A 12,954-nucleotide genomic window follows, 5' to 3' on the forward strand; every position below is an offset into this window, starting at 1 on the left:
GGTGTTGATCTAGACAATCCACACCTATGTCGGAGGCCCTCTCTTGCTGTCAAATCACCGTAGGGCTGTACTCAACCTCTGTGGTCAGTACACCTAGGCGTTGACCCCGTGCTCGCGCAGGAGGTCGTTCAGGGCGAGCTTGTCGTGCTCCTGCCCCTCCTCCAGACGCTTGAGCACCAGCAGCACCGGCATGCCGAAGTCGCCGCCGGGGAAGCTCTTGGTGCGGTTGGCGGTGACGCACACCGACCAGGCCGGGGCCTCGCCGCGGGGCAGCTCATCGCCGGTCTCGGCGTCGAAGACGCGCGTCGACGAGGTGAGGATCGTGCCGGCACCGAGCTTGGCGCCCTTGCGGACGCGGGCGCCCTCGACGACCATGCTGCGCGAGCCGAGGAAGGCGTCGTCCTCGATGACGACCGGGGAGGCCTGCGGGGGCTCCAGGACGCCGCCGACGCCGACGCCGCCCGACAGGTGGACGTTCTCGCCGACCTGCGCGCAGGAACCGACCGTGGCCCAGGTGTCGACCATGGTGCCGGAGCCGACGTAGGCGCCGATGTTGGTGAAGGACGGCATGAGGACCACGCCGGGGGCGAGGAAGGAGCCCCAGCGGGCGATGGCCCCGGCGACCACGCGGACACCGTCGAGACGGGTCTTCAGCGGCATACGGTCGTGGTGGTGGAAGTCGCCGACCTGCGACTCCTTCATCTCCAGGACCTTGAAGCCGAGGAGGATGGAGCGCTTGGCGCGCTCGTCGACCACCACGTCGTCCGTGGTGGGGTCGACGAAGGCCACACGGGCCTTGCCCTCGTCGATCTGGTCGATGGCGCCGATGATGATCTCGCGCGCCTCGGTGTGGCCGGGGGTCAGTTCGGAGCGCTGCTCCCAGAGTTCGTCGATCTGGTCGGGCAGCGGACTGGTGTACGAGCTGGTCATGTGAACCCACGTTAGTCGCTCGCGGAGGGCCCGGGAGCATGCGCCCCGCCCACCCGCGCTGAGCGATCGGCCACTCCGGGAACCACCGGTTTCGGAAGGTTCCCCCGACGGTCGGCGCGGCGCCGACTACAATGCGGCCGAGGCCCGCCCGGCCCGCCCTTCCCTCACCCTTCGAAGGACGTCCGGCGGCCCGGCGCACGGCCCCGTCCCCGCCTCGCGCGGAACGTTCCGGTGGTGCGTCTCCACCGTCGCCGACCCTTGGTTCGCCCGTGCCCAGTAAGCGTAGGAAATTCTCCGCGTTCGCCAAGATCCTCTTCATCCTGACCTTCGTGTGCGGTCTGTTCGTCGCCGGGGGCTACTACGTGCTGACCACGTTCGAGCCGTTGGACACCAGCGAGGCCCCCGAGCCCGGGTGCCGTCTCGACCTGTCCGGCGGCGGCTACGACATGGACGTGGACCAGTCCCGGAGCGCGGCCACCGTCGGCGGTGTGGCGTTCAGCCGGAACCTGCCGGAGGAGGCGGTGACCGTCGCCTTCGCGACGGTGTGGCAGGAGTCGCGCTTCTACAACATCGAGTACGGCGACCGCGACTCGGTGGGTCTGTTCCAGCAGCGCCCGTCCCAGGAATGGGGCGACGCGGAGGAGATCATGGACCCGGTGTTCGCCAGCAGGGCGTTCTACGACGAGCTGACCGAGGTGAACGGCTGGCAGGACCTGCCGGTGTACGAGGCGGCCCAGCGGGTGCAGCGCAGCGCCGACGGGTTCGCCTACGACCAGCACGAGACCCTGTCGCAGCAGATGGCCGAGGCGTTCTCCGGGAGCACCGGCGCCTCGGTGACCTGCTGGTTCGACGAGGACACCGTCGAGGTGCTGCGCGCGGGCGACGCCGACACCGCGGGCGCCCAGGAGGAACTGGCCCGGGTCTTCGGTACCGACCCCTCGCGGCTGCCGTTGGACGAGGACCCGCGCACCGGTGACCTCGGCTGGGCGATGGCGCTGTGGGCCGTCGTGCACGCCGAGGAGTACGGTCTGACCTCGGTCACCTACGACGACCTGCGTTGGCAGGCCTCCGACGGGTTGGACGGCGCCCAGGCCTGGACCGAGCTGGACGAGAGCACCGGCGGTCGGGTGGTCCTGCGCTAGACGTGCTCTTCGGGTCTTCGGTGTGGTGCCGGGGGGCGTGAGAGTCTCTGGCCATGAGCCTGGGAAGCGTCGACCAGTGGGTCGTCAACGCCGTCGCACCGCCCGTCCTCGCCCGGTTCTGGGCCCACCTGCTCGGTGGTGAGGCCGTGGACCGCGCCGACGGGTGGTCCCGTGTCGAGGCCGGTTCGGTGCGCCTGGCCTTCCAGCCCACCTCCGAACCCGGCGCACGCGACCGCATCCACGTGGACGTGCGTGTGGAGGACATCGCCGAGGTCACCGAGCGTCTGGTCGAGCGGGGAGCGACCGTCGTGGGGGACCCGGTCACCGACGCCCAGGGCTCTTTCCAGGTCCTCCGGGATCCGGAGGGCAACGCGTTCTGCCTGGTCCGTCCGGCCGACCGCTGAGCGGTCGGCCGGAGGTCCCAGGGCAAGGGCGGCCGGTCAGTCGGCCAGACGGGCGACCGCGGCGTCGACACGCTCGTCGGTGGCGGTGAAGGCCACCCGCACGTGGCGTTCGCCCGTGGGCCCGTAGAAGGCACCGGGGGCGACCAGGAGACCGCGCTCGGCCAGGGCGCCCACGGCGCCCCACGCGTCGAGTTCGGGGTGGCTCGCCCACAGGTACAGGCCCGCGTCGGAGTGCTCGATCCGCCAGCCGGCGCCCTCGAAGGCGGCACGGAGCCGGGCGCGGCGCGAGCGGTAGCGTTCCTTCTGCTCGGCGGCGTGGTCGTCGTCGTCCAGTGCGGCCTTCATGGCGGCCTGGACGGGCGCCGGCATGATCATCCCCGCGTGCTTGCGCACCTCCAGCAACTCCGCCACCAGGTCGGGGTCGCCGGCGACGAACCCGGCACGGTAGCCCGCCAGGTTGGAGCGCTTGGACAGCGAGTGCAGCGCCAACAGGTTCGCGTGCGAGCCGTCGCAGACGTCCGGGTGCAGGATCGACATCGGTTCGACCCCGTCCCAGCCCAGGTCGAGGTAGCACTCGTCGGAGGCGACGATGGCGCCGTGTTCGCGGGCCCAGGCCACCACCTTGCGCAGGTGGTCCTTGCCGAGGACACGACCGGTCGGGTTGGCGGGCGAGTTCACCCACACCAGCTTCACCGGGGCGGGGCCCAAGGCGGCGAGGCCGTCGGTGGCCACGGGTGTGGCACCGGCGATCCGGGCGCCCACGTCGTAGGTGGGGTAGGCCAGCTCCGGCAGCACCACCGTGTCGCCCTCGCCCAGCCCGAGCAGGGTCGGCAGCCAGGCCACCAGCTCCTTGGTGCCCACCGCGGGCAGCACGGCGCCGTCGGCCACGCGCACCCCGTGGCGGCGCTCCAACCAGCCCTGGATCGCGGCGCGCAGTTCCGGGGTGCCCCAGGTCTGCGGATAACCGGGCGCGTCCGCGGCGGCGGCGAGCGCCTCGCGCAGGATCGACGGGACCGGGTCGACCGGGGTGCCGACGGACAGGTCGACGATGCCGTCGGGGTGGGCCGCGGCCGTCTTCTTGTACGGCGTCAGGCGGTCCCAGGGAAAGGTCGGGAGCCGGTCGGTCACCGGTCGCCGTTCACCCATCGGGGCACACTCCATCCTGTTCGGGATCCTTCTCCGCACAACGGCGTCGCGCCGACCCCCGTCGGGGGCCGACGCGACACGTCACGCTCTGGTGGGCCTCATCACCGCGCACCCTCTGCGCCAAGGGGATGCCGAGGTGGGGTGCGGGCTACTCCGCCTGCGGAGGCAGCTTGGCGACGATCGGGTGGTCGCGGTCGATCTTGCCGACCTTGGAGGCGCCGCCCGGAGAGCCCAGGTCGTCGAAGAAGTCGACGTTGGCCTTGTAGAACTCCGACCACTGCTCGGGCAGGTCGTCTTCGTAGTAGATGGCCTCGACGGGGCACACCGGCTCACACGCACCGCAGTCAACGCACTCGTCCGGGTGGATATAGAGCATGCGGTCGCCCTCGTAGATGCAGTCCACGGGGCACTCGTCAATGCACGCCTTGTCCAGCACATCAACACAGGGCTGCGCGATGACGTAGGTCACGTCGTACTCCTTGTCTCACCCCCGCTTGCCCACGGGGGAGGCGGGGACCTTCAGAGCTCCCCGGACCGTGGCCGACGTGCGGGCGTCGCCTCGTGGCCCGGGCTCTGCAAGCTATTGGCACAGATGTCGTGGTCCTAGTATGGCGCTGGAGAACACCCAGCGCACATTCGGGGGCCCGGATTCATGCACTTGCGCGGACGACTCGTCCACAGAATCACCCGGCAGGACGTGGGCCGGCGCGTCTCCCTGCGAATCACCCTCCCCGGGGGCGGCTTCACCGATATCGTCGGAGTCGTGGAGTCCTGGGCCGACGGCGTGCTCGTCCTGCGCCGCCGGGACGACTCGACGGTGGAGGTCGCCGAGGGCGACATCGCCGCGAGTCGCGTCGTTCCCCCCGTACCCCCACGACGGCGCGGCAACCGCGCCTAGACCCCACACGCAGGCATTCTTCGGTCCACGCGGGGTAAGAGAGGCTCAGCCCCGTCCGCGGTGCCCCAACCGTGACCCCGGGCCGACAACGAAGCACCGCGCCCGCGCGTCCCGACCTCGGACGCACGGGCTCAAGGCACGCGGGGAGGTGGCGCCGAACATGAGGGAGGCAGTCGCGTCCGCCCTCGCCGAACTGTCACGGCGAGACGAGCGGGCCGCCGACATGGCGCGCCTGGCACTGGACACCCTCGCCCCCGAACAGGACCTCCAACGACTGGACCAGCACACCGTCCAGCGTTGCTGCTGGTACGAGCTCCCCCTCCGCTTCCAGCACTCCCCCGACGACCGTCTGTTCGCGGTGCGATCCCTGGGCCACCTGTTCCAGCTCCTCCAGCTCTACCGCTACGCCAACGTCTGCTCCTCCGCCGAGACCACCACGCTGCTGCATCTCTACGAGCGCGACCACACCGCCGGGGTCGCCATGTACGAGCGGCTCATGTGGGAGTCCGGGGTGGAACCGCCGGACCTGCCGGAGCTCACCTGGGGCACCGCCGTGGGCGACGTCGAACTGCGCGCACGCGGCGAGACCGCGGCCGCCCTCGAACTGGCGATCTCGCTCGGCGACATCCGTCCGGGCAAACGCGGATGGCGGCCCGCCCAGGAACGCTTCGCGCGGTCCTTCCTCACCCAGCCCGACCAGCGCGGGCTCAGCCGCCTGGACCGGGTCCGGGAGGAACGCGTCCGCGCCTGGCTGTCGTCCTCGGCCCATCCGCACCGGCAACGCCTGTGGCCCCTGGTGGGGCAGATGATCGCCGGGGCCGACGTACCGCGCGACGCCGGGGCCGCGATCGCCCCGCTGCGGCGTCTGTTGGACCTGGCGGCGGAGGGCATCGCGCTCACCCAGATCGGCTACATCTCACCGGGCGTGGTGCGGTCCCTGTGCGAGGAGTTCGGGTGGGGAACCACCCCCGACCCGCCGCGCAGTGAGACCGACGCCACCCAGATCATCGCCCTGCACCAGGTGCTCCGGGCGATGCGGGCGGTGCGCCGTTCGGGACGCCGGCTCGAACTGACCCGCCGGGGGCAACGGCTCCGCGAGGATCCCGTGTCGCTGTGGCAGGCCGCCACCGAGACCCTGTGCCGGACCGGTGGCATCGAGCAGGCCGCCGCGGAGACCCTCCTGGGCATCCTGCTCACGCGTTCACCGCAGGGCTCGGGTTCGCACGCCCGGCGCGGGGTGTCCGACGCCGAGTCCGCGGAACGGGCGCTCACCGAGTCCGGTTGGCGTCCGGTCGAACCGCCGGTGGCGGCGGGCCGCCACGCCGCGGCCCACAAGCGCGCCGCCGAGACAGCCTCGGACCAGGTGCGCGCCATGGTGATGTCGGTGGGGTGGCTCCTGGAGGCCCTGGGCCTGGTCGTCGGGGACGAGAGCGTGGGACGGCGGGAGCTCACCGCCGCGGGACGGGTGTTCGCGATCGCCTGTCTGCACAAGTCCGCGGTGGCGCCCCGAGCGGTGGTCTGAGGGACCCGCGCGCGGCGTCGGAGCCAGACGGCACCCGCTGCGCACATGCCCGGAACAGGGCCTAACCTGGAGCGCGAACCACCCGCGACCAGCAGGAGCATCATGCCCACGCCCGAGCCGGCCCCACAGGCGGAATCCGACGACGCGACCGTGACCGGCGGCGACGGTCGTGGCCCCGGCGAGCGGGCGCGCTCCGCCGACCCGTGGGAGCAGATGCCCGAGGACGCCCTGAACCGCGCCGGGGTCGGTGCCGACCGGTCGGGGAGCGACGACGCCGCGGACGCGACGGGTTCCGAGCCTCGGGACGCGGAGAAGGCGAAGGACACCGGGTCGGTCGACGCCGACACGGAGGACACCGGAACAACCGACACCGCGACCGCCGACACGCGAGGGTGGGCGGACTTCCTGCCCAGCCCGCTGTTCGTGCTGACGCTGGGGCTGGCCGGGTTCGCGGGCTGGCTGTCCTGGCGCGCCATCGAGTTGGAGTGGGCGGCGGAGGGCACCTCGGTCACTCCGCTCATCCCGCCCCTGTTCATCCTGCTCGGCTGGATCGTCTCGGTGGCCGTGCACGAGTTCGCGCACGCCCTGGCGGCGTACCTTGCCGGTGACCGGTCGCTGCGCGGCGGCGCCTACCTACGGCTGAACCCGTTCGGCTACCGACAGACCTTCGGCGGACTGGTCCTGCCCGTGGCCTATCTGGGGCTGGGCGGGTTCGGTCTGAACGGTCCGCCCACCTACGTGGACTGGGACGCCATTCCGGGTCGAGGCCGCAGGGCCGCCGTGGCGCTGGCGGGTCCGCTGGCGAGCCTCCTGCTGTCGGCGGTGCTCGCGCTCACCGTGTCACTGCTGGTGCCGGCCGGCCAGGACAGCGTGAACTGGGCGATCTCCTCGTTGGCCTTCCTGGCCTTCGCCAACATGACGAGCGCCCTGATCAATCTGCTGCCGGTCCCGGGCCTGGACGGATACCACGTGCTCGCGGCCTTCCAGGGCTCCAAGTGGACCGCGTTCGTGGCGGCCAACGGGCTGTTCTGCTCGATCGGCGTGTTCGCCGTGCTGTGGCTGCCGGTGGTCCGGGACCTGTTCGACACCGTCATGTACATGCTGTTCGAGCTGATCCTGCCGAACCCGACCATCCCCGGGATGATGTTCCACGGCAAGCTGCTGCTGCAGTTCTGGAACAACTGACCGGACGGGACCTTCAGTCCTTCGGTCCGCCCGGGGCCGGGTCGAAGGGGCTTCCCGGTTGGCCCGGCGCCAGGTCCGGAGGTGTGAGGTCCACCCTCCCGACCGATGAAGGCCCACGCGGGCCGGGAAAGGTGGCGCTGCGCATCACCCCGGCGGCGAGCGCCACCATGGACCCGAACAGGAACACGTAGTTGACGACCGCGGCGGAGAACACGATGTCGCCGCCGGGCAGGTAGCCGATCATGCCCAACAGCACCAGGACGTAGCCGACCGCGAAACCGGTGGCGGCGGACTGGCGGCGACCGCCCCAGGCCGCCAGCCGCGTGAGCGCGTAGACCAGTGCCAGGAGGACCAGCACCGCGGCCACGGACCCGACCTGCACGAGGAGGCCGAGGGGCCAGTGGTGGGAGAACCAGGACATGCCGAACCCGAACAGCACCCCGACAGCCGCCCCGGTCGGAAGCAGGACGAGGAACGACAGAACGGTCATCGCCGAGGACGCGAAGGCGGGCGGCTGGTGAACGGGCTCAGCGGCCGGAACAGGTGTGGTCACGGAAGACGAGGGTAGGCGGTCCCGGGCCGCACGGGGATCGGGGGTCGGTGGCCGCCCGGTCACAGGCCGGCGAACAGGTCGCTCTCGTACCCGCCGACGTCGGCCTTGGGCGGCGGCCCCATCAGCAGCGTGAAGTGCTCGACGCCGTCGATCTCCTGGGCGATGTCGTTGGACAGCGCGAACCGTTCCCCTTCCACCGTGATCTGGGTCGCGTGCGCGCGCATCGCCAGGGCCTTGGCGGCCCAGTGGTCGGTGGCGTCGATCCGGGTGGTGACGAGCGCGTCCGGGGTACCCCGGGCGATGTCGGACACCTCACGGGGCGGGGTGAAGGGTCCGGCCTCCTCGTTGAGTCGCGCGATGGACTTCTCGATGCGGGAGACGGGCTGGGCGATGGCGTAGAGCTTGTCGACCTTCCACGGGCTGCCCGGCAGGGCCCGCTCGTTGGCCCGGGCGCAGGCGCGACGGGTGACCCGGTGGGCCTGGATGTGGTCGGGGTGGCCGTAGCCGCCGTGTTCGTCGTAGGAGACCAGCACGTGCGGGCGGACCTCGCGGATGATCTCGGCGAGGAGACGGGCCGCCTCCTCGACGTCGGCGCCCCAGAACGCGCGGGGGTGTTCGTTGGTGGGGCCGCCCATCATGCCGGAGTCGCGGTAGTGTCCGGAACCACCGAGAAGGCGGTGGTCGCGCACGCCCAGGGCCACGCAGGCCCGGTCGAGTTCGCCGATCCGATACGCGCCGAGCGTGTCGTCGCGGTCGGAGGCCAGGTGGGCGAGCCCGGGCGGGATGATCTCGCCCTCCTCACCCAGCGTGCAGGTCACCAAGGTGACCTCGGCCCCCTCGTCCGCGTACTTCGCCAGCGTCGCACCGGTGACGATGCTCTCGTCGTCCGGGTGCGCGTGCACCATCATCAGTCGCCTGTCACTCACCTGGCGAACAATACCGCCCGGATGCGGTCTTCCCCTCCCAAAATGCCAGATCCGCGCTGATCACCGTCGGCCCACAGAGCACACGCCCGGGACGATGGGAGACAATCCCCGTATGAGTTTTCCTCGCCAACAGGCCCGAACCCAGCGCTTCACGATCGGGGTCCCCCGTCTCTTCCAGGTCTCCCCGGACGGGGAGCGTGTCACCTTCCTGCGCGGCCGGCACGGCATGGACAAGGCCACCTGTCTGTGGCACTACCGCGCCGAGACCGGGGAGGTGACCGTCCTGGCCGACCCGACCGCGCTCGGGGCCGACGACGAGAACCTGCCACCCGAGGAGCGGGCCCGCCGCGAGCGGATGCGCGAACACGGTGGCGGCATCGTGTCCTACACGGTGGACGACGCCTTCACCCGCGCGGTCTTCACCCTGTCCGGTCGGGTGTTCTACGTGGACCTGGTCGGTGACGACGCGGCCCCGCGCGAACTGCCGGTGGCGCACCCCGCGGTGGATCCGCGGATCAGCCCGGCGGGTGACCGGGTGGCCTACGTGCACAAGGGCGCGGTCCGCGTGATCGACATCGCGGACGCCGGGGACGAGGACCGCGACCGGGTCCTGGTGGAACCGGACGCGGAACACGTCACGTGGGGCCTGGCCGACCTCGTGTCCGCCGAGGAGATGGGCCGGATGCGCGGCTTCTGGTGGTCGCCGGACGGCGCGACCCTGGCGGTGAGCCGGGTGGACGAGTCCGAGGTGAACCGCTGGTTCGTCGGTGACCCCGACCGGCCCGAGCGCGAGCCGCGCCCGCTGCGCTACCCCGCGGCCGGCACCGCCAACCCGGACGTGCGTCTGGCCGTCGTCGCGGTGCCCTCCGCCACCGCCTACCGGCGTGACGGTCGCCCGGCTCCGGCCCCCATCGAGTGGGACCGCGAGGAACTGCCCTACCTGCCCACCGTGGACTGGACCACCGGCCCGGACGGCGACCCCACCCTGGTGTTCACCGCGCAGAGCCGGGACCAGACCACGCTCGCCCTGTTCAGCGCCGACCCGGCCACGGGCCTGGTCTCGCGTACCCGCACCGAGAGCGACGGCGTGTGGGTGGAGCTCATGCCGGGCGTGCCGGACTTCACCGCCTCCGGACGCCAGGTCTGGATCGGTCGGGAGAACGGCACCGGCGAGCGTCGGGTGTACGTGGGCGACGAGGCGATCAGCGGCGACGACGTGTACGTGCGCGCCGTGGTGAGTGTGGACGGCGACCGGGTGCTGTTCGCCGGTTCGCCCGTGGGCCGCCCCGGCGACCAGTCACTGTGGCTGGCCGACACCCGCCAGGGCACCTGCGCCCCGGTGGAACTGCCCGAGGGCGCCGACGAGGGTCACGGCGGACTGCGTTCCGGGCGGCTCCGCGGCGACACCCTGGTCCTCCAGCACCGGTCGATGGACTTCACCGGGGTGCGGACCTTCGTGGTGCGCAACGCGAGCACGGAGACCCGCCGTACCCACGGCGAGATCGAGAGCGTCGCCGAGACGCCCGAGGTCCCGGAGCCGCGGGTGAGGACCTGGCTCGCCGGGGAGCGCGAGATCCCCACGTCGCTGATCCTGCCGTCCTGGTACCGCGACGGGGAGGCGCCGCTGCCCGTGCTCATGGCGCCCTACGGCGGCCCGCACGCGCAGCGCGTGCTCAACGCCCGAGGCGCCTACCTGAGCCCGCAGTGGTTCGCCGAGCAGGGCTTCGCCGTGCTCATCGCGGACGGGCGCGGCACCCCGGGTGTGGGCGTGGAGTGGGAACAGGCGGTCCACCAGGACCTCGCCGAGCCGGTGCTGGCCGATCAGGTGGCCGCGTTGGAGGACGCCGCCCGGCGGTTCGACTGCCTGGACACCACCCGCGTGGGCATCCACGGATGGTCGTTCGGCGGATACCTGGCGGCGCTGGCGGTGCTACGCCGCCCGGACGTGTTCCACGCGGCCGTGGCCGGCGCCCCGGTGATCGACTGGGCGCTGTACGACACGCACTACACCGAGCGCTACCTGGGCCTGCCGCAGGAACAGGAAGAGGTGTACGCGGGTTCGTCGCTGCTCGCCGACGCCGGCAAGCTGGAGCGCCCGCTGATGCTGGTCCACGGGCTCGTCGACGACAACGTGGTGTTCGCGCACACCCAGCGGATGTCGGAGGCGCTCTTGGCCGCGGGCCGCCCGCACACGGTGCTGCCGTTGGCCGGTGTGACCCACAGCCCCGCCGACCCGGTGACCGCGGAGAACCTGCTGCTCCTGCAGGTGGACTTCCTCAAGGAGAACCTCAAGGGCGACTAGCGGCGTTCACTCGGGGACCGCGCCGCGCCTTCCGACCCCGCATCGGGCGCCGAAGACCACGAGGTCTTCGGCGCCCACGGCGTCGGTGGCACCAGGGCGCGGCGCCCGGGTACGCGCTCGCGCTCGTCTCGCCGACCCGGTGTGCCGGCCCGCGGTGCGACGCCCGTCGAGGTGACCCGGCGGACGCCACAACGCCGCTCGCACACGACGACCTCTGGGATCACTGGTCGGGAGGCTCGGGCAGGATCTCGTCGTCGGTGGGCACCTGGGCGTCGACCGGCAGGTCGAACCGGGCGAACTCGACCAAGTGTGTGAGGACCAGGACCTCCTCGAATTCGGGGACGATGACCTCGGACACCATGCGGCGCTCGAAGCGCAGCGGGTACCCGGCCTCGTCGACCCAGAAGTCCAGGGTCGCCTCCAGGGGACCGTGGTCGAGGAAACCCTCTTGGACATAGGTGGCCGTGTAGCGGTGGCCGGTGCGTTCGGACAGATCACCGTCTCCGAGGATCTCCGGGGGCATGTACTCGGTGGGTGCCGTGCCCGTGCCCTCGTAACCGGGGTCGGCCACCTCCAGCACCCGCCCGACCTCCTCGACCAGGTCCTCCCACTTCTCCCGGGGGTGGCCCTCCGGTGCCGCGTTCCCGTCGGGGTCTCGGTAGTACACGCGCCCGTACGACTCCTCCTGCCGGTCGCGGAGGTACACGATCTCTCCGAAGTCGGAGCCCAGTGCCATGACCCCCGACCCGATCGGGCCCAGGTAGGAGGTGTGGGAGATCGCCGGCACCGGTGCGTCGGTCTGGAGGTAGTGCACCGGCGTCGTGTCACCGACGTCGTTGCTGTAGCGGTGTTCGAAGGTGGTGAAGGTCGACGCCTCCAGAGCGAGAGCGATCGCCTCGGCCATGGCCGCGTCGACGGCCTCGGGCTCCTCGGCGACGGTCGGTACGGCGGGCTCCTCCCCCGCCGCGCCTTCCGTGGACTCCGCGTCGTCGGCGGAAGCGGTCTCCTCGGTCCCCTCCCCCGGATCCCACACCAGCCACCCACCGACCAGTGCGCCGACCAGGACGATCGCGGTCGCTCCCATCAGCACGGAAGTGCGGGCGCGGCGGACCCGACGCGGAGCGGGGACGTTCACCCCGACCCACGTCCGGGCCAGGAGGTCGGACACCGCCGCACCCAGGTCACCGTCGGTCCGCCCGGTGAGCGCCCTCAGCAGGTGGAGCGCGGTCGGACGTTCCTCGGGGGCCTCGGCCAGCGCCTCACGGACCAGCGACGCCAGAGACTCGGGGACGTCCCCGAGGTCGGGGTCGGCCACCGTGTCCCCGGACGGCTCCCAACCGGTGGCGGCGAAGCGCACCAGGTGGCCCCAGGTGAACACATCGGCGGGCCCGCCGGCCTCCGTGTCCTCGGCGCGCTGTTCGGGGGCGACCCAACGGGGGTCCCCGATCGACGCGCCCACCGCCGAGGAGACCCCGAGGTCCACCACCTTCGGCCCTCGTGGGGACAGCACGACCCTGGTCGGGTCGAGCCCGAGGTGGGCGCCGCCCTGGACGTGCCACGCGGTGAGCGCCTCCGCCAGCCCGGTCGCCAACGCGGTGAGCACGGACCCGCGCAGCGGCCCGAACTCGGTGACGTGCGCGGCCAGGGTCCGACCCGGCACGTACTCGGTGGCCGACCAGGGCCGCGCGTCTCGCACGTCCGCGTCACGGTGTCGAGCGGCGCACACGGCCCGGCACCGGGCGATCCGGTCGACCTCGGTGGCCAGGCGGGCCCGCACGTCCCCGGCGTCGGCGACCTCCGTCGGCACGACTCGGATCACCGCGGGGGCGCCGTGGGGGTCCACCCCGAGCAGGGCCGTGCCGGCGGCGTCCCGGGAGACCCGGCCGATCGTCCGGTAGGGGCCCACGGTCTCCGGGTCCTTCCGGTCGGGCGGGGCGATCCCGGGT

General features: G+C 72.0%; 12 protein-coding genes. 6 read left to right on the top strand and 6 right to left on the bottom strand.

Going from position 1 to position 12,954, the window contains the following annotated elements; all coding sequences use genetic code 11:
• Positions 1-93: 93 nt before the first annotated feature.
• Positions 94-930, bottom strand: coding sequence for a 2,3,4,5-tetrahydropyridine-2,6-dicarboxylate N-succinyltransferase (locus tag DSY14_RS23190; protein ID WP_211718740.1), 837 nt, complete (start codon positions 928-930; stop codon positions 94-96).
• 269 nt (positions 931-1,199) lie between these two features.
• Here DSY14_RS23190 and DSY14_RS23195 point away from each other — a divergent pair, with 269 nt between their 5' ends.
• Positions 1,200-2,072, top strand: coding sequence for a hypothetical protein (locus DSY14_RS23195; RefSeq protein WP_211718741.1), 873 nt, complete (start codon positions 1,200-1,202; stop codon positions 2,070-2,072).
• A 53-nt stretch (positions 2,073-2,125) separates the two neighbouring features.
• Positions 2,126-2,476, top strand: coding sequence for a VOC family protein (locus DSY14_RS23200; protein WP_211718742.1), 351 nt, complete (start codon positions 2,126-2,128; stop codon positions 2,474-2,476).
• A gap of 36 nt (positions 2,477-2,512) precedes the next feature.
• Here DSY14_RS23200 and dapC read toward each other — a convergent pair whose 3' ends face one another.
• On the bottom strand, positions 2,513-3,622 hold the full coding sequence (dapC, locus tag DSY14_RS23205; protein WP_211718743.1) for a succinyldiaminopimelate transaminase: 1,110 nt from the start codon (positions 3,620-3,622) through the stop codon (positions 2,513-2,515).
• Positions 3,623-3,770: 148 nt separating this feature from the next.
• Complete coding sequence (gene fdxA / locus DSY14_RS23210) at positions 3,771-4,091, bottom strand: ferredoxin (protein WP_014908468.1); 321 nt, start codon at positions 4,089-4,091, stop codon at positions 3,771-3,773.
• Between the two features lie 183 nt (positions 4,092-4,274).
• Between fdxA and DSY14_RS23215 the strand changes: the two genes are divergently transcribed.
• The 3 genes from DSY14_RS23215 (at position 4,275) to DSY14_RS23225 (ending at position 7,227) form a co-directional block, all read left to right on the top strand.
• The gene (locus DSY14_RS23215) at positions 4,275-4,520 is read left to right on the top strand and encodes a hypothetical protein (RefSeq protein ID WP_211718744.1); all 246 of its coding nucleotides are present in this window, start codon (positions 4,275-4,277) and stop codon (positions 4,518-4,520) included.
• Between the two features lie 160 nt (positions 4,521-4,680).
• Positions 4,681-6,042 (top strand): hypothetical protein, encoded by a 1,362-nt coding sequence (locus DSY14_RS23220; RefSeq protein ID WP_211718745.1) that lies wholly within the window; start codon positions 4,681-4,683, stop codon positions 6,040-6,042.
• Between the two features lie 102 nt (positions 6,043-6,144).
• Entirely contained in the window at positions 6,145-7,227 is a 1,083-nt protein-coding gene (locus tag DSY14_RS23225) for a site-2 protease family protein (RefSeq protein WP_211718746.1), read from the top strand.
• Positions 7,228-7,240: 13 nt separating this feature from the next.
• Here the strand turns inward: DSY14_RS23225 and DSY14_RS23230 are convergent, their stop codons facing one another.
• Both DSY14_RS23230 and mshB read right to left on the bottom strand, forming a co-directional pair.
• Positions 7,241-7,780 (bottom strand): hypothetical protein, encoded by a 540-nt coding sequence (locus DSY14_RS23230; RefSeq protein ID WP_211718747.1) that lies wholly within the window; start codon positions 7,778-7,780, stop codon positions 7,241-7,243.
• 59 nt (positions 7,781-7,839) lie between these two features.
• Positions 7,840-8,706 carry an N-acetyl-1-D-myo-inositol-2-amino-2-deoxy-alpha-D-glucopyranoside deacetylase gene (gene mshB / locus DSY14_RS23235; RefSeq protein WP_211718748.1) on the bottom strand — a complete coding sequence of 289 codons (867 nt, stop codon included), beginning with the start codon at positions 8,704-8,706 and terminating at the stop codon, positions 7,840-7,842.
• Between the two features lie 112 nt (positions 8,707-8,818).
• On the opposite strand from mshB, the gene DSY14_RS23240 reads away from it, so the two are divergent.
• Entirely contained in the window at positions 8,819-11,008 is a 2,190-nt protein-coding gene (locus DSY14_RS23240; protein ID WP_211718749.1) for a prolyl oligopeptidase family serine peptidase, read from the top strand.
• 220 nt (positions 11,009-11,228) lie between these two features.
• Here the strand turns inward: DSY14_RS23240 and DSY14_RS23245 are convergent.
• On the bottom strand, positions 11,229-12,954 hold a 1,726-nt coding region (locus DSY14_RS23245), incomplete at its 5' end, for a kinase (RefSeq protein ID WP_211718750.1).

It is taken from the genome of Nocardiopsis sp. MG754419 (assembly GCF_018207095.1).
In the GTDB taxonomy this organism is placed as follows: Bacteria; Actinomycetota; Actinomycetes; order Streptosporangiales; family Streptosporangiaceae; genus Nocardiopsis.

Coding starts and splice junctions, on each gene's coding strand:
- DSY14_RS23190 (WP_211718740.1), bottom strand. CDS start 930: ATGACCAGCTCGTACACCAGTCCGCTGCCCGACCAGATCGACGAACTC.
- DSY14_RS23200 (WP_211718742.1), top strand. CDS start 2,126: ATGAGCCTGGGAAGCGTCGACCAGTGGGTCGTCAACGCCGTCGCACCG.
- dapC (WP_211718743.1), bottom strand. CDS start 3,622: ATGGGTGAACGGCGACCGGTGACCGACCGGCTCCCGACCTTTCCCTGG.
- DSY14_RS23215 (WP_211718744.1), top strand. CDS start 4,275: ATGCACTTGCGCGGACGACTCGTCCACAGAATCACCCGGCAGGACGTG.
- DSY14_RS23220 (WP_211718745.1), top strand. CDS start 4,681: ATGAGGGAGGCAGTCGCGTCCGCCCTCGCCGAACTGTCACGGCGAGAC.
- DSY14_RS23225 (WP_211718746.1), top strand. CDS start 6,145: ATGCCCACGCCCGAGCCGGCCCCACAGGCGGAATCCGACGACGCGACC.
- DSY14_RS23240 (WP_211718749.1), top strand. CDS start 8,819: ATGAGTTTTCCTCGCCAACAGGCCCGAACCCAGCGCTTCACGATCGGG.